General features: G+C 65.3%; 14 protein-coding genes and 1 pseudogene. 9 read left to right on the forward strand and 6 right to left on the reverse strand.

All coding sequences use genetic code 11. The features are described 5' to 3' along the window. Window positions 1-363: 363 nt before the first annotated feature. Both ACVW1C_RS34135 and ACVW1C_RS34140 read left to right on the forward strand, forming a co-directional pair. Window positions 364-741 (forward strand): Hpt domain-containing protein, encoded by a 378-nt coding sequence (locus ACVW1C_RS34135; protein WP_456762029.1) that lies wholly within the window; start codon window positions 364-366, stop codon window positions 739-741. A gap of 160 nt (window positions 742-901) precedes the next feature. Beyond that, window positions 902-1,222: a 2Fe-2S iron-sulfur cluster-binding protein gene (locus tag ACVW1C_RS34140; RefSeq protein WP_456762030.1), complete on the forward strand. Its 321-nt coding sequence runs from the start codon at window positions 902-904 to the stop codon at window positions 1,220-1,222. Window positions 1,223-1,228: 6 nt separating this feature from the next. Here the strand turns inward: ACVW1C_RS34140 and ACVW1C_RS34145 are convergent, their stop codons facing one another. Continuing rightward, window positions 1,229-1,690, reverse strand: a complete 462-nt coding sequence (locus tag ACVW1C_RS34145; protein ID WP_173637602.1) for an acyl-CoA thioesterase — start codon at window positions 1,688-1,690, stop codon at window positions 1,229-1,231. A gap of 163 nt (window positions 1,691-1,853) precedes the next feature. Here ACVW1C_RS34145 and ACVW1C_RS34150 point away from each other — a divergent pair, with 163 nt between their 5' ends. Together ACVW1C_RS34150 and ACVW1C_RS34155 are read left to right on the forward strand one after the other, a co-directional pair. Beyond that, window positions 1,854-2,882: an NAD(P)/FAD-dependent oxidoreductase gene (locus tag ACVW1C_RS34150; RefSeq protein ID WP_456762031.1), complete on the forward strand. Its 1,029-nt coding sequence runs from the start codon at window positions 1,854-1,856 to the stop codon at window positions 2,880-2,882. Between the two features lie 127 nt (window positions 2,883-3,009). Beyond that, complete coding sequence (locus ACVW1C_RS34155; protein WP_456762032.1) at window positions 3,010-3,585, forward strand: DUF2147 domain-containing protein; 576 nt, start codon at window positions 3,010-3,012, stop codon at window positions 3,583-3,585. A gap of 164 nt (window positions 3,586-3,749) precedes the next feature. Here the strand turns inward: ACVW1C_RS34155 and ACVW1C_RS34160 are convergent, their stop codons facing one another. From ACVW1C_RS34160 to ACVW1C_RS34170, 3 genes are all read right to left on the reverse strand, one after another. Next, entirely contained in the window at window positions 3,750-5,708 is a 1,959-nt protein-coding gene (locus ACVW1C_RS34160) for a hypothetical protein (RefSeq protein ID WP_456762033.1), read from the reverse strand. 105 nt (window positions 5,709-5,813) lie between these two features. Beyond that, a complete protein-coding gene (locus ACVW1C_RS34165; RefSeq protein ID WP_229169985.1) occupies window positions 5,814-6,890 on the reverse strand; it encodes a lysylphosphatidylglycerol synthase transmembrane domain-containing protein in 1,077 nt (358 codons plus the stop codon). A 23-nt stretch (window positions 6,891-6,913) separates the two neighbouring features. Beyond that, on the reverse strand, window positions 6,914-7,234 hold the full coding sequence (locus ACVW1C_RS34170) for a hypothetical protein (protein ID WP_456762034.1): 321 nt from the start codon (window positions 7,232-7,234) through the stop codon (window positions 6,914-6,916). Between the two features lie 263 nt (window positions 7,235-7,497). On the opposite strand from ACVW1C_RS34170, the gene ACVW1C_RS34175 reads away from it, so the two are divergent. The 3 genes and pseudogenes from ACVW1C_RS34175 (at window position 7,498) to ACVW1C_RS34185 (ending at window position 11,997) form a co-directional block, all read left to right on the forward strand. Next, window positions 7,498-8,916 carry an MFS transporter gene (locus ACVW1C_RS34175; RefSeq protein ID WP_456762035.1) on the forward strand — a complete coding sequence of 473 codons (1,419 nt, stop codon included), beginning with the start codon at window positions 7,498-7,500 and terminating at the stop codon, window positions 8,914-8,916. Between the two features lie 74 nt (window positions 8,917-8,990). Beyond that, window positions 8,991-9,452 (forward strand): annotated as a pseudogene (locus ACVW1C_RS34180) (alpha/beta hydrolase family protein); the annotation flags it as partial. Between the two features lie 142 nt (window positions 9,453-9,594). After that, on the forward strand, window positions 9,595-11,997 hold the full coding sequence (locus tag ACVW1C_RS34185) for an EAL domain-containing protein (protein ID WP_456762036.1): 2,403 nt from the start codon (window positions 9,595-9,597) through the stop codon (window positions 11,995-11,997). 20 nt (window positions 11,998-12,017) lie between these two features. Here ACVW1C_RS34185 and ACVW1C_RS34190 read toward each other — a convergent pair whose 3' ends face one another. Continuing rightward, window positions 12,018-12,452: a hypothetical protein gene (locus ACVW1C_RS34190; RefSeq protein ID WP_456762037.1), complete on the reverse strand. Its 435-nt coding sequence runs from the start codon at window positions 12,450-12,452 to the stop codon at window positions 12,018-12,020. Between the two features lie 83 nt (window positions 12,453-12,535). On the opposite strand from ACVW1C_RS34190, the gene ACVW1C_RS34195 reads away from it, so the two are divergent. Beyond that, complete coding sequence (locus ACVW1C_RS34195; protein WP_456763243.1) at window positions 12,536-13,150, forward strand: hypothetical protein; 615 nt, start codon at window positions 12,536-12,538, stop codon at window positions 13,148-13,150. A 38-nt stretch (window positions 13,151-13,188) separates the two neighbouring features. On the opposite strand, the gene ACVW1C_RS34200 is transcribed toward ACVW1C_RS34195, so the two are convergent. Continuing rightward, window positions 13,189-14,532, reverse strand: coding sequence for an aminotransferase-like domain-containing protein (locus tag ACVW1C_RS34200; protein ID WP_456762038.1), 1,344 nt, complete (start codon window positions 14,530-14,532; stop codon window positions 13,189-13,191). Between the two features lie 181 nt (window positions 14,533-14,713). Here ACVW1C_RS34200 and ACVW1C_RS34205 point away from each other — a divergent pair, with 181 nt between their 5' ends. Continuing rightward, entirely contained in the window at window positions 14,714-14,950 is a 237-nt protein-coding gene (locus ACVW1C_RS34205; RefSeq protein WP_456762039.1) for a DUF1127 domain-containing protein, read from the forward strand. Window positions 14,951-15,050 lie beyond the last annotated feature (100 nt).

The raw sequence follows: 15,050 nt of genomic DNA on the forward strand, positions 1-15,050 counted from the left end.
CTCACTATTTTACGCGTCGGCGAGCCTGCGATCGTCCCCACGCAAGCTCGAAGCCGGTGCCCACAAGCGGAGCGCAAGCGCCCCCTCGGCGGCTTGTCCGCTACATCCGCAAACATCCTATTGGGAGAGCGATGCGAATGAAATGCTTGCGATTAATACTTTCTTAATCATCGTTAACAGCTTTGCGCCATAAGGCCTTATGGGTACTCGAAATTCCTGCCCCAGAGCGCCGATTGTGTCCGGAAATTGTCCAGAATCGGGCGGTTTTGCCGATCATCCCGACAACAATTCGTTAACCAGTTTCGTGATTGGCTGGGCGAACGGTCCGCCGGTGAAGCCCGGCAGAGACGACAGGGACAGGCCATGCCGCTTCATCTCGAACGGGTTGAATGGACGCAATCGCCGCCGCTCGCGCCGGGCGACGGGCCGATCGACGTCGATCACCTTCGACGGATGACGCTGGGCGATCCGGGGCTGGAGCGGGAAGTGCTGGGGATGTTCTCGACCCAGTCGGCCCGGATCCTTGGCGAGCTGGCCGCCCTGCCGGCCGAGGCTCCGACCCACGCCCACACCCTGAAAGGATCGGCGCGGGCGATTGGCGCCTTCGGCGTCGCCGAGGCGGCCGCCAACCTGGAAACCGCGCTGACCGCCGGTTCCGACCCGGCCCAGCCGCTCGCCGCGCTCGGGGCCGCGATTGCCGAGGCGCGCACGGCGATCGAGCTAATTCTGGGCCGCTCCTAGGCTTCCCGCCTCTCCACGGCCTGCGGCAACGGGCAGGGCGCCGCCCTGGGCGGCCGGCAGGTTTTCGGTCTCCGCGCTAGCGCTGCGAAGATCGACCCGTTATACGACTGCCGGGACCTTTCCAACCATCGTCCGGCGCATTCCGGCAGCACGAGCAATCATGGCCAAAATCCACTTTATCGACCATTCCGGAGAGAAACGCTCCATTGATATCGAGAACGGCGCGACGGTGATGGAAGGCGCGATCCGCAACGCCATTCCCGGCATTGAAGCCGAATGCGGCGGCGCCTGCGCCTGTGCGACCTGCCATGTCTATGTCGATGACGCGTGGCGCGAGAAGGTCGGCGCGCCGTCGCCGATGGAAGAGGACATGCTGGATTTCGGCTTCGACGTGCGTCCGAATTCGCGGCTGTCCTGCCAGATCAAGGTGACCGACGATCTCGACGGACTGATCGTGTCGACGCCGGAGCGGCAGGCTTGACCTGATTTATTCGCCGTCCGGGTTCACACCGCGACGGACCCAGCGGCGGAAGTTCTGCTTGACCTCCGCCGGCAGCGGCGTCGGTCTGCGCGTGGCCTCATCGATCATCACGGTGACCGCCTTCGCCGACGCCACGCATCTCCCTTCCGAAAATACCACCTGATCGAAAGTGGTCGACGTCCGTCCGAACTTGACGAGACCGAGCCCGAGCTCGATCTGTCCCGGCCAGTGCAGCTCGGCGCGGAAATGGATGTCGAGCCGCACCATGATCCAGCCAAGCCCGGCCGGCATCAGCCCCATGCTGAGGTCCTTCACCAGCGTGACGCGGCCGGTCTCGAAATAGCTCGCATAGACGGCGTTGTTGACGTGCCCGTTGGGGTCGAGGTCGGCAAACCGCACATTGTCGGACAGCCGATAGGGGAAATCTTCCAGGCGCGGCGTGTCATCGGCGCGGACAGGGGCGTTCACGAGAATTGATCTCCGTCAGTTTCCGTCCATACAGCCGAGTTACGAAGGCTCGGCAAGGGGTTGCCGCGCCAGCCTCTACCCCTATTATGCATGTCCCGATCCGGCCATACTTGGCTGGGCAGGCGCGAGCCGCCCGGTCGATCTCAACTGAAAAGAAGCGGATATGAGCGAAGCGATCAAAACCGATGTGCTGATAATTGGCGCGGGTCCCTGCGGACTGTTCGCCGTGTTCGAACTGGGCCTGCTCGACATGAAGGTGCATCTGGTCGACATCCTCGACAAGATCGGCGGGCAGTGCGCCGAGCTCTATCCGGAGAAGCCGATCTACGACATTCCCGGGATTCCCTTTGTCACCGGCCAGGGCCTGACCGAGCAGCTGCTGGAGCAGATCAAGCCGTTCAACCCGACCTTCCATCTCAACGAGATGGTGGAGAGCATCGAGAAGATCGGCGATCCGCTGTTCCGCGTGAAGACCGATGCCGGCAAGGAGTTCGAGGCCAGGGTCGTCGTGATCTCCGCGGGCGGCGGTTCGTTCCAGCCGAAGCGTCCGCCGGTGCCTGGCATCGAAGCCTATGAAGGCACGTCGGTGTTCTATGCCGTGCGCAAGATGGAGCAGTTCCGCGACAAGAACATCCTGATCGTCGGCGGCGGCGACTCCGCGCTCGACTGGACGCTCAATCTGCATCCGATCGCCAAGCGCATCACGCTGCTGCACCGGCGCGACGATTTCCGCGCGGCGCCGCACAGTGTCGAGCAGATGCGGTCGCTGGTTGCCGACGGCAAGATGGATCTGAAGATCGGCCAGGTCACCGGGCTCGAAGGCGCCAACGGTCAGCTCTCGGGCGCCGCGCTGAAGGGCAACGACAATGCGATGTCGACGATCGCCTGCGATACGATGCTGCCGTTCTTCGGGCTCACCATGAAGCTCGGTCCGGTCGCGAACTGGGGCGTAGCGCTGGAGAACAATCTGGTGCCGGTCGACACCGCAGCATTCGAGACCAACGTTTCAGGCATCTTCGCGATCGGCGACATCAACACCTATCCGGGCAAGCTGAAGCTCATTCTCTCCGGCTTCCACGAGGGCGCGCTGATGGCGCAGAAGGCGCACCGCTACGTGTATCCGGACAAGCGGCTGGTGTTCCAGTACACAACCTCGTCATCAAGTTTGCAGAAGAAGCTTGGGGTGAACTGATTCTGCTTCAGCAGCGACCAATGCCTGGGGCATGGGCCATTGCCCGTGCGGCGCGGGTACTGGAACGCTCCGCGAAATGGCCGTAGTCTGCTCGTAATCGAGTTTGTCGATTGATCAGGTGATGATGATGCGGAACACGCTATCCAGACTTCGGCTGATCTTGGCGATCGCCACGGCCTTTGCGCTGGCTGCACCGTTGGCAGCCTCGGCGGCCGACCTGACGTCGGCGGCCGGCCTCTGGCAGAAGATCGAGGACGGCAAGCCCGAAGGCTGGTTCCTTGTGATCGATCACAACGGCGTCTTCGAAGGCGTGATCGCCAAGATGTTCTCCGATCCCGATGATCCGCCGAATCCGGTCTGCTCGAAATGCACCGATGATCGCAAGAATGCGCCGTGGCTTGGTCTGTCGTTCATCCGCGATATGAAGCGCGATGGCCTGAAGTACGAGAACGGCAACGTGCTCGATCCGCGCAACGGCAAGGTCTACAAGGCCAAGATGACGCTGAGCGCCGATGGACAGACGCTGACCATGCGCGGCTATCTCGGCATCTCGCTGTTCGGCAAGGACGAGGTCTGGACCCGGCTGCCGGACACGGCGCTGGCGCAGCTCGATCCCGCTATCGTCGCCAAATATCTGCCGGCGCAAGCCGCAGCGATGAAGCCGCCGCCGCCGGCGCCCTTGCCGGCGACGAAGCGGCACTAAAGCGTGATGAGATCAGGTTGAATCGTCATCGCGCTTTAGCTTCTTGTTTGAGCATGATCTTTTCGGAAAACCGCTTCACACTTTTCCGGATCATGCTTTAGACCCCTCATTGGGATCACGTTGGTTCGCGGCTGCACACGTGCAGCGTCGCGAGCGTGCAGCGTTCAGCGTTGCACCGGTGCGGTCGGCAATGGCGCGACCGGCTCGGAGATCACCTCAGGCACCGTGGTGTTCAACTGAAGCACGGTGGCGGCTGCCGGCACCGCCGCATCGGCCATCGCCGCATGACCTTCGGCGCTCGGATGCACCGCGCCGCCATACACCGCCGACAGGATGCCCCATGTCGCATCGTGAATGTCGGTTGGCTGCATCGAGGACGGCAGGCCCTGCGGGTAGGTCATCGCCGCGAAATAGCTGTCATTGGCGTCGCGGATCCAGCGCGCACGTGGCAGATAGGCGCGGTATTCGCCGGCGCTGCGGCCGCATTTGAGCGGCTGGTTGGCCGCGGCGACGATGTCGGAGACGAAGCTGTCGCCGTTGGCGGCGAAGCAGTCGCGGTCGAACTCCGGATCGGTCGACGCGCGTGCGCAGAAGCCGTGGCTTGCAAACGCATCCTGATGCGCATCGACGAAGGTCATGCGGTCGGCCTGCGGATTGCGGCAGATGATGCCGGACTGGCACTGCGCGATCGCCTTGAGCTGCGGCAGGAACTCGTTCTGCACGAAGCTCGAGACCGCCGCGAGCCGCTTGGGATCGGCGTTGAACGAGGGATGGATCTCGAAGCCGGCGCGGCCGCCGGGGCAGGGCGCGCCGCCATTGGCCAGCGCCGGATTGGCGTAGGCCGTGTAGATCACGTGTGAGAGGTCGCCGCCGACCAACGGCTTCAGCGCATCGCGCAGCTTGGCGAAATCGGCCGGCAGGTCGCGCGCCAGTGCCGAACGGGCATCGTCGACACTGGCCATCGAGCCACCCTGGCTGAACAGCGTGCGTTCGGTCGGCGTGTCGACGATCACGTTGGCGACGAGGCCGGAGAAGTAGATGTCGTTGGCGCCGACCGACAGCAGCACGAGATCGAGCGTGCGGTCCGGCTGCCGGCGCTTGGCGGCGGCGAGCGCCGTGCGCAGCTCCGCGATCTGGCCGTTGACGGTGCCCGAGCAGGTGTTGGCGGTTTTCGTCGGCAGACACTCCCGCGCCTGCTGCGAGCCGAGCAGGCCGTCGGCGATGGTGGCGCCGGTGCAGGCCAGCGGCAGATAGGTCACCGCGATGTGCGGATATTGCACGGCGAGCGCAAGCGCGGTGCGGGTCTGGTAGCTGTACAGCGAACGGTGACAGGCCGAGTTGAGCCACAGCGCGCTGTGGCGCTGCCAGTTGGTCAGGGTGTCGGGCGCTTCGCAGGCGCGGCCGCCTTTGAAACCCGCGCGGCTCGGCCGGTAGTATTGCGCGCCGCCGAGATAGGAGCGGAAGCAGAAGCCCTCGTCGGAGAGGGCGATCGCGCGATCGGGATTGCCCTCGCCGGATGCGATGCTGTCGCCGAGGCCGGCGATCAGCAAATCGCGCACCGCGATCTGGGTTGTCACGCGCTGGTTGGCGTCCGAGCCGCTGGCGACGTCGACGGTCGCGACCGTGGTGCGGCCGTAGCGGACGCGCAGATTGACCGGCTCGGCGCAATCGAATGTCGAGGATTGCGGCCCGTCGCCGTCGTCGAACGACCAGGCGCAGGTCGCGCCGACCGGAACCGGACCCGTGAGCCGCACCACGATCGGGTGATCGATCGGCGTCAGATAGCTTTCCTTGACGTTGTCGCGGGTGCAGGGCTCGCTGACGCGGCCCTGCAGGTCGATGCAGAGCCGGTTGACCGTGTTGCGCGCCCAGCCGCGGCCGTCGCTTTGCAGTTCCAGCGCCTGTTCCGAGGCCAGCACGCTGCGGCCGAGCCCGCTTTCGACATGCAGGCGGAAGTCGCGTTCCTCGCGGAACAGCCGGAAGCGGTTGCGGACCTCCCAGGAGATCGAGAGCTGGGTGTCCTGCGCGTCTGCGGCTGAAGCCAATCCCGCCGCGAGCGCGCTGCCGAGCAGCACGCTGCAGACCGTGACGCGAAACGAAAATCGAACCAAAAAGCCAATCATGGCGCGGTTTGACGCGAGTGGTACGGCGAAAATAAGAGAAGCGGCGGCAGAGACCAAAATCCGGGATCGAAACACCGGGGGCGAGGAGGGCCGATAACTTCGCTGTTACCGTCTCAGCCGCCTGATCTGCTGCTGCCGGCTTTCGATCGGTTGCCGCACGGTCGCCGAAGCCGTGCAGGCTTGGCTGAGTCTTTTTCGTTCCTGCCAGGGCCGCACCACGTTGAGCCACAGCTCGCGCATGCCCATGATCGAGATCGAAATCCCGAACGGGATCAGGAAATAGAGGATACGGAACACGACCAGCGTCGCCAGCAATTGCTCCTTGCTGAACTCCGGCAGCGCCACCAGCATCGCAGCGTCGAACACGCCGATCGAGCCGGGGGCGTGGCTCGCAAAGCCGAGCAGCGTCGCCAGGATGAACACCACCGCCAGCGAGACAAAGTCGATATGCGGCTCGGTCGGCATCAGGAGATACATCGCGAGCGCGCAGAAGCCGAGATCGACCACGCCGATGATGATCTGCAGCAGCGTCAGCTTGGCCGACGGCAGCACCACCTTCCAGCCGTTCTGGCCGAGCTCGCGGCGCTTCTCGCCGGTCAGGAGCCAGACGAAATAGGCGCCGATGCCGGCAAGGCAGCCGAGCGCGATCAGCCGGTTCATCGCCGGCGGCAGCAGGTCCATCGCCGATGCCGCCGCGGGATGCCAGGCCATGCCGAAGCCGAGCACGAACAGATTGCCGAGCCAGAAGGTCAGGCCCGACAGAAAGCAGATCTTGGCGACGTCGATCGCGGAGAGGCCGTAGTCGGAATAGATCCGGAAGCGGATCGCGCCGCCGGTAAAGACGGTGGCGCCGATATTGTGGCCGATCGTGTAGCTGGTGAAGCTCGACAGCGCTGCGATGCGGTAGGGGACGTGGGTCTTGCCGATCGTGCGCAGCGCGAAGAAGTCATAGAAGGTCAGCGTGCAGAACGCCCCGACCACGCAGAGCGCCGCGAGCGCGATCCGGTGCGGCGCGATGTCGGTCAGCGCGGTGAGGATGATACCGGTGTCGACGCCCTTCAGGGTGTGGACCAGCGTCGTGACCGCGAACGCGATGATGAGCACGCTCGCAGCGATCCCGAGCCGTTTCCAGCCGATCTTTTCCTTGAAGCCACGCCCAAGCGTGGTCAGCAGCCGAAGCATTCATCCTCCCGGCAGGGACAATTTCAGTGGGACCCGGTCACGGACGGCGACGGGTGACGGGCAAACGCGCCGTACGCGATGACCCATAAGGCAAAACCGATGCGTTGTGCAGCCCTTGACAAGCCAACCTTCGGCTCCCGTCCAGCGTTGTTGTCATACTGGCTACATATGTTCTCGCTCTGCGGAATGTGAGTCGCTGCCATGCCGTCGTCGGCGACGGGGCCACTGCATGTTCCGCCGTCCTTCAGCCGTTCCAGGCGATTTCGTCGGTATTTCTGCCGATTTTGCCGTCGTCGCAGCGCCACTGCGGGGCCGTCGAAGCGGAGCGAATAGACGATATGCATCAGCGTGGGGAGGTCCGGGCCGGCTGCGGCGTTTACCAAAGCGTGAAGTCGATGTGCGCATCTGCGTGATCCGGCTGTGGACCGCCGTTCGGGCCGGAATGAGGCGCCCGGGGGGCGGTCCGTAGGTCTATTGAGGCAAAACGCCGCGCAACGACGCCGCGGCCCCGGCCGGCATGGCGATACCACACTTCGATCCGCAGCGAACTATCATTGAGAAACGAAGACCTATCTCTCGCATTGGTTGCGCAGAGCGAGGTCAAGACATGCAACAGAAATCCCTGAAGCTCCGGCGCGTGCCGGACCAGCGCGCGGCGTCGCATCGGCCGTCGACCGGGCTTGCGGCGACGCTGACGCTCGCCGCGATGAGTCTCGGTTACGGCGTCGTGAAGCTCGACGTCACCATCGTCAACACGGCGCTCAACGCCATCGGCGGCTCGCTCGGCGGCGGCGTTGCCGAGCTGCAATGGGTGGTCAGCGCCTACACCATCGCGTTTGCCGCCTTCATCCTGACCGCGGGCGCGCTCGGCGACCGGATCGGCGCCAAGCGCGTTTTCATGGCCGGCTTTGCCATCTTCACCGCGGCGTCGGTTGGGTGCGCCGTCGCGCCTGATGCCGTGACGCTGATCGCCGCGCGCTGCGTGCAGGGGCTGGCCGCGGCCATCCTGGTGCCGAACTCGCTCGCGCTGCTCCGCCACGCCTATGCGGACGAGAAGGCGCGGGGACGCGCGGTCGGCGTGTGGGCCGCGGGCGCGAGCCTTGCGCTGACCGCCGGTCCGTTCGTCGGCGGCGGGCTGATCACGCTGGTCGGCTGGCGCGCGATCTTCCTGGTCAATCTGCCGGTTGGCCTGGCCGGGCTGTGGCTCGCCTGGCGCTTTGCCGGCGAAACCACGCGCCATCACCGGCACCGGCTCGATCTGCCGGGACAAATTGCGGCGATCGCCGCGCTCGGCACGCTGGCCGGCGCGCTCATCGAGGGCGGCGCGCTCGGCTGGGACAGCCCGTTCGTCGTCGCAGGCTTCGCTCTGGCGGCCGTGTTTTCCATGCTGTTCGTCTGGCATGAGGCGCGCACGGCGCAACCGATGCTGCCGCTCTCGCTGTTCAGTCACCGGATGTTTGCTCTGACCGCGCTGGTCGGCCTGCTGGTGAACGTTGCGTTCTACGGGCTGATCTTCGTGCTCAGCCTCTACTTCCAGCAAGTCAACGGGCTGTCGGCGTTCGCCACTGGCCTCGCATTCGTGCCGATGCTCGGTGCCGTGCTGCCCGCGAACCTGATCGCGCCGCATGTCGCGGAGCGGATCGGCGCGCCGCAGACGATCGCGCTCGGTGCCGCGCTCTCCGCCGCCGGATGCCTGGCGATGCTGTTCATCGGTCCCGGTACCGGCTATCTCGCGATCTGCCTGCAACTGCTGGCGATCAGCGGCGGCCTCGGCCTGCTGGTGCCGCCCCTGACATCGGCGCTGCTCGGCAGTGCCGAGCCGCAGCATGCCGGGATCGCGGCCGGGGTGCTGAACGCGACCCGGCAGACCGGCAGCGTGCTTGGTGTCGCGCTGTTCGGCTCGATGGTCGGCCGCTCCGCGGCTTTCGTCGCGGGCCTGCATGCGGCACTCGTGATCTCCGCCGGCGTACTGCTTGCCGCCACAGCGCTGATCTGGATCGGCGCATCATCACAAGCGCGGCAATGAGCGAGGCCGTCGTTGCGCGGTCACGGCGCGGCATCTAACCTTGCGCGGTCGGGGACTGTCATCATTGGCTCGCCAACCGGGGCTATGCGGTGCTTGCCGTCAACTACCGGGGCTCGACCGGCTTCGGCAAAGCCTTCATCACCGCCGCCGACCACGAATGGGGTGGCAAGATGCATGACGACCTGATCGATGCGGTCGATTGGGCGATCGCGCAAGGCATCGCCGATCCGAAGCGCGTCGGCTTCTTCAGCGGCAGGTATGGCGGCAATTCGGCGCTGGTCGCCGCGACCAAGACGCCCGACGTCTTCGCCTGCATCGTCGATCTGTTCGGCATCTCCAATCTCGTCACCTTCACATTTGCCGACGAGGGGCACGGTTTTGTGCGGCCGGAAAATCGGCTTGCCTTCTATGGCGTCACCGAAGCGTTCCTCGCCAAGCATCTCGGCGGTGCTTGCCAGCCGATCGAAAACGATTTCGTCGGCTCGTCGCTCAAGGTCGAGACCGGGGCTGAACTGGTGCCCGGGTTGCGCGGCTGAGACGATTTCACGGCGGATTGCCGTTTTCTTGGATGGTATCACGTACATTCAAGGCTTTTTCACCATGCGTGAAGCCTTGTTGGTGCGGTTACCGTTCGTACACGAATGCGCTGGCTTTTATGGGTCCATAATGGGGGCCTATATGTATCGCGTTCTAACCTGTCTCACCTTGGAACATGACTGGCGGTTGGTCGTCCTCGGTGGCGTGATCTGTCTGCTCGCCAGCGCCGTCGCGATCAGCCTGTTTCACCGCGCTCGCGCCGCAGAGGGCCGAGCCCGCGAGATCTGGATCGGTCTTGATGCGGCGGTCGGCGGTTGCGGCATCTGGGCCACCCATTTCGTCGCCATGCTGGCGTACGATCCCGGCATCGAGGCCGGATACAACATTCCGATCACGCTGCTGTCGCTGGTGCTCGCGGTTGCGATCCTGGCCGTCGGCCTCGCGGTCGCCACGCTCAACGAACGCTGGCAGACGGTCGCGGCCGGTGGCGCGATCGTCGGCGTCGGTGTCGCGGCGATGCATTACACCGGCATGCTGGGGCTGGAATTGCCCGCGCGCATCGTCTGGGCACCCGGCATCGTCGTCGCTTCGATCGTATTCGGAAGCCTGTTTGGCGCGCTTGCGCTGGTCGTTGCCGCACGCGGCGAACGCCTTGGCACCACGGCGGCTGCGACCGGTCTTCTGACGGTTGCGATCGTCTCGCATCATTTCACCGGGATGGGTGCGGTGACGCTGGTCCCTGATCCGACCATCGTTCCCGACGGACTCTCGGTCTCGCCGCGTGTGCTCTCCTTCATGACCGCGGTTGCGGCTTTCGCGATCCTCGGCCTCTCGCTGATCGCATCCATCCTCGATCGTCGCGCCAAGACCGAGCTTCACAAGCAGAAGGTGGTGCTGGATACCGCGCTCGAGAACATGTCGCAGGGACTGTGCATGTTCGATGCCGATGGCCGCATCATGCTGTTCAACGAGCGCTACAGCGAGATGATGGGGCGCAATCGCGTGCCGCTGCAGGGACGCCTCTTGATCGACGTTCTGCAGGACCTCCATTCCATCGGCGAGTGGGACGGCGATCCCGAGGAATTCTGCAACGCGCTCGTCGCCGAGGCAAAGGCCGGACACGGCGCGACGCGGATCGTCAGCCGCAACGAGCGCGCGATCCGTGTCGTCGATCAGCCGATGAAGGGTGGTGGCTGGGTCGCGACCTTCGAGGACATCACGGAATGGCAGCAGGCCCAGGAACAGATTTCACACATGGCGCGGCATGACGCGCTGACCAATCTGCCGAACCGGACGCTGTTCCGTGAGCAGCTCGAGAAGGCTTCGAGACTGGCCAAGCGCTCCGACCAGCTGGCGGTGCTCTGCCTCGATCTCGATCATTTCAAGGAGATCAACGACACGCTCGGACATCCGATCGGCGACGCGCTGCTGCGCGAGGTTGCGCGCCGGCTAGGCGAATGCGTGACCGAGCACGACACCGTGGCGCGGCTCGGCGGCGATGAATTCGCCATCGTGCAGTTCTGCAGCAACTGCGAGCCGTCCGTGGTGTCGTCGTTGGCAAGTGCGGTGGTCGAGCGGATCGCCGCGCCCTACGAGATCGGGGGCCATCAGCTCGTGATCGGCGTCAGCGTCGGCATCTCGCTCGCGCCCGAGGACGGCAAGGATCCCGACGAGCTGCTGCAAAAGGCCGATCTGGCGCTGTACCGCGCCAAGGCCGACGGCCGCGGCACCTATCGGTTCTTCGAGACCGGGATGGATGCGCGTGCGCAGGCGCGCCGCCTGCTCGAGCGTGACCTGCGGCTCGCGCTCCAGCGCGACGAGTTCGAGGTCTATTATCAGCCGATCCGCGATGTCGTGGGCGATCGGGTCGTCGCCTTCGAGGCGCTGGTGCGCTGGAATCATTCGCTGCGCGGGCTGATCGCACCGAACAATTTCATTCCGGTCGCCGAAGAAACCGGGCTGATCATGCCGCTGGGCGAGATCGTGCTGCGCAAGGCTTGCGCCGAGGCGGTGAGATGGCCTGCGGACATCGCGGTCGCCGTCAACCTGTCTCCGGTGCAGTTCAAGAACCCGAATCTGGTGCCGTCGGTGAAGGCGGCGCTGCAGGCATCGGGCCTGTCGGCGGATCGGCTCGAGCTCGAGATTACCGAATCGGTGCTGCTGCAGAACAGCGAGGCGACGCTCGCGGTGCTGCATGAGCTGCGCGGTTTCGGCGTCCGGATCTCGCTCGACGATTTCGGTACCGGCTATTCCTCGCTGAGCTATCTGCGCAGCTTCCCGTTCGACAAGATCAAGATCGACCGTTCGTTCGTGACGGACCTTGCGACGCGCGAGGACTCGATGGCGATCGTGCGTGCCGTCACCGGTCTCGGCAAGAGTCTGGGCATCGTCACGACCGCCGAGGGGGTCGAGACCGATACCCAGTTCGACCTGCTGCGGCGGGAAGGCTGCACGCAGGCGCAGGGCTATCTGTTCAGTCCGCCGCGGCCGGCGGCTGAGGTCGCCAAGATGCTGCGCTGGGTACCGGACAGGTCGGTGGCCTGATCTGGAAGAAGGCCGGGGCTCTAGCTTTTGCGTAGCGCAAAATAGGCGCCGCAAAACGCCATCACGGCGCCGAGGCACAGCGCGGCGAGACCGGCGAGCACGGCGGAAATGGTCGAAACCGTGCTTGGCGCCGCCGCGGCCTGGCCGGCGCCGGCCAGCATCAGCACGCCGACGACGATCAGGAACTGGCGCATCCGCTGCGGGAGCTGGCCGGCGACCGCGCTGTGCATCAGATTGGCGGTGAAGTAGCCGCCCGAAAACCCGACGCTCGCGATCAGCCACCACGCGATCGCCACGCCTACCGGCATGAACTCGTGGCTATCGGAGCGCCACAGGCCGCCGAGATCGAGCCCGTATCGGGCGCCGAGCATGTGCACGGCAAGCGCCAGCAGCACGCCGGATATCATCGCGCCGCCGAGGATGAGGTAACGCGGAAAATAGGTCGTCTCGGGCATAGCTCGCTTGTAGGATAGGCGTGACATCCCATGCAAGCGCGCGGATGTGTCTGAACAGGTGGAACGGCGGATTGCCAACAACGTTGCAGGACCGGCCGGAGGCAGGCGAGGGCGCGCCGGTGCGCTATGCCTACAAGGCCTCATTGATTGGCTCGGCGCATCAGTTCGAGCTGACCGCGGACGGGCTGTCGTGGCGGATCGCCGGCAGGTCGGGCGTGTGGGATTACGCCGACATCTCCGCCGTGAAGCTGTCCTACCGTCCGGTCTCGATGCAGCAGCAGCGGTTTCGCGCCGACATCGACAATGCCAAAGGCGGGCGGATCGCGATCCTGTCGACCACCTGGCAGACCGCGACGCTGGTCGCGCCGCAAGGACATCTCTACCGCGACTTCATCATCGAGCTGCATCGCCGGATGCAGGCGGCGGGCAGCACGGCCAGGCTGGTCGGAGGTCTCGGGCCGAAGACATACACCGCGGCGCTGGCGCTGCTGGCGTGCCTTGCGGTGGCAATGACCGGATTGCTGGTGATGGCGCTGCTGGCTGCGAACTGGATGGGCGCGCTGTTCCTGGTCGGCTTCGCCGCGCTGTTCACCTGGCAGGTCGGCGGCTTCGTCACCCGCAACCGCCCGCGGCGCTACCGCTTCGATCAATTGCCCGATGCGCTTTTGCCGAAGCCGGTTCGCAATCAAGCGCAATGAATGGAAGAAGGCTGGTGCGTCGCAGTGCAGACGCGATGTCATTCCGTCGAATCAAAATCCTCCTCGGTCGCGCTCAGCATTCCCGCCAGTGTCCGCAGGCCGAGGTCGAGTTGCTCCATCGGCGGCGCGGCAAGCGCGAGCCGCACCGCATTGGGCGCGTGCCCCGGCGTGGCGGCGAAGGTCGTCGACGGCGTCAGCGCGATGTCGCGTCGTGCCGCGGCCGCGACCAGGGTCTGCGAGCGCCAGTGCGGCGGCAAGGTCAGCCACAGATGATAGGATTTCGGGTTGGTCTGGACCTCGAAATCGGCCAGATGCTTCGCCGCGATCTGCTGGCGGCGGCCGGCGTCGATCCGCTTCAGCCGTGACAGCTCGGCGGCGGTGCCGTCGGCCATCAATCGCTGCCCGGCGGCGAAGGCGTAGCCCGACGCCGTCCAGCCGCCCGAGCGCACCGCGGCCATGATGCTTTCGCGCAGCCGCGGCGGCGGGACGATGAAGCCGAGCGCGAGGCCGGGCGCGACCTTCTTCGACAAGCTGTCGAGCACGATGCAGCTGTCCGGCGCGAGCGCGGCCAGCGGCATCTCATCGTCGAGGAATCCGTAGACGCCATCCTCGATGACGACGAGGCCGAGCTTCTCCACCACGCGCAACAGCTCGGCTCGGCGCTCGGCCGGCATCGTGATGCTGAGCGGGTTCTGCATCGTAGGCTGGATGTAGAGCGCGGACAGATGCGCCTCGCGGTGCGCTTTCTGCACCGCGTCCGGGCGCACGCCATGCTCGTCCATCGCAAGCGGCACCAGCGCGATGCCGAGCCGTGCGGCAATGCCCTTCACGAACGGATAGGTCAGCGCCTCGACGCCGCAGCGTCCGCCGGGCGGCACGACCGCGGCGAGCGCGGAGGCGATGCATTGCCGGCCATTGGCGGTGAACACGATCTGGTCGGGATTCGGCGCCCAGCTCTTGCGCGCGAGGAATTCCGCGGAGATCGTCCGCGCCGCGCGCGTGCCGAAACTGGTCGCCGGCCGCAGCGCGCCCTCGAGCACCTCGGGCCGCTCCAGCCCTTCGAGGCTCTTGGCGATCATCGTCGCCTGATGCGGCAGCAGCGGATAGTTGAATTCGAGATCGATGCGGGCGCCGCGCGGCTCGGTTGGAGCGGCGATGCCGCGGCGCGCCTCGCCGGACACGAAGGTGCCGCGGCCGACTTCACCGACCACCAGCCCGCGCCGCAACAGCTCGGTGTAGACCCGGCTCGCGGTCGAGACCGCGATGTTGCGGTCATAGGCGAAATGACGCTGCGGCGGCAGGCGGTCGCCCGCCTTCAGCGCGCCGCTGGCGATTTCGGCGGCCACCGCATCCGCCAGCTTCAGATATTCGAACCTCGACATTATTGCACCGAGAGCAATGTTTTACTTGCTCCGAGCAATGTACCGGATCATTTAAGAGCGAACAAGCCCATGATTGCACCGAGGAGCGCGCAAGCGATCCGAGGTTACGACGGCGCAGGTGTCGAGACGGCATTTGCGTCAACGGCATAGCTTTGTCGTTTGGGCATCGAAGGAGATGACAATGACGACGATAGACTCAGCTGCGGCATCGCCCGCGCGGTTCAGCATGATGGACGGATTGCTCCGATTGCTCCGAGTGTGGGGCGATGCACTCGCGACCTATTGGTTGCGCCGGGAGGCGATCAAGACGCTGCGCCAGCTCGATGACCGGACGCTGCGCGATATCGGAATCTCGCGCTGCCAGATCGAGCCCGCCGTCGCCGGAGAACTCGATACGGAGCTGGTGCGGATCCGCTGAACAGGAGCGTGGTGCGACGGCTTCGCGTGATCGGAGCGGTCGCATCGCAGACGGCCGCGATGGCTCGCTGCGCGGCTCTAACCAACCAGTGTTTGAGCGT

The sequence above is a fragment of the Bradyrhizobium sp. USDA 4011 genome (assembly GCF_054063415.1).

Bases quoted from the DNA above. Each gene is read 5' to 3' on its own strand.
- ACVW1C_RS34135 (WP_456762029.1), top strand. From the start codon at position 364: ATGCCGCTTCATCTCGAACGGGTTGAATGGACGCAATCGCCGCCGCTC.
- ACVW1C_RS34140 (WP_456762030.1), top strand. From the start codon at position 902: ATGGCCAAAATCCACTTTATCGACCATTCCGGAGAGAAACGCTCCATT.
- ACVW1C_RS34150 (WP_456762031.1), top strand. From the start codon at position 1,854: ATGAGCGAAGCGATCAAAACCGATGTGCTGATAATTGGCGCGGGTCCC.
- ACVW1C_RS34155 (WP_456762032.1), top strand. From the start codon at position 3,010: ATGCGGAACACGCTATCCAGACTTCGGCTGATCTTGGCGATCGCCACG.
- ACVW1C_RS34160 (WP_456762033.1), bottom strand. From the start codon at position 5,708: ATGATTGGCTTTTTGGTTCGATTTTCGTTTCGCGTCACGGTCTGCAGC.
- ACVW1C_RS34165 (WP_229169985.1), bottom strand. From the start codon at position 6,890: ATGCTTCGGCTGCTGACCACGCTTGGGCGTGGCTTCAAGGAAAAGATC.
- ACVW1C_RS34170 (WP_456762034.1), bottom strand. From the start codon at position 7,234: ATGCATATCGTCTATTCGCTCCGCTTCGACGGCCCCGCAGTGGCGCTG.
- ACVW1C_RS34175 (WP_456762035.1), top strand. From the start codon at position 7,498: ATGCAACAGAAATCCCTGAAGCTCCGGCGCGTGCCGGACCAGCGCGCG.
- ACVW1C_RS34185 (WP_456762036.1), top strand. From the start codon at position 9,595: ATGTATCGCGTTCTAACCTGTCTCACCTTGGAACATGACTGGCGGTTG.
- ACVW1C_RS34190 (WP_456762037.1), bottom strand. From the start codon at position 12,452: ATGCCCGAGACGACCTATTTTCCGCGTTACCTCATCCTCGGCGGCGCG.
- ACVW1C_RS34200 (WP_456762038.1), bottom strand. From the start codon at position 14,532: ATGTCGAGGTTCGAATATCTGAAGCTGGCGGATGCGGTGGCCGCCGAA.
- ACVW1C_RS34205 (WP_456762039.1), top strand. From the start codon at position 14,714: ATGACGACGATAGACTCAGCTGCGGCATCGCCCGCGCGGTTCAGCATG.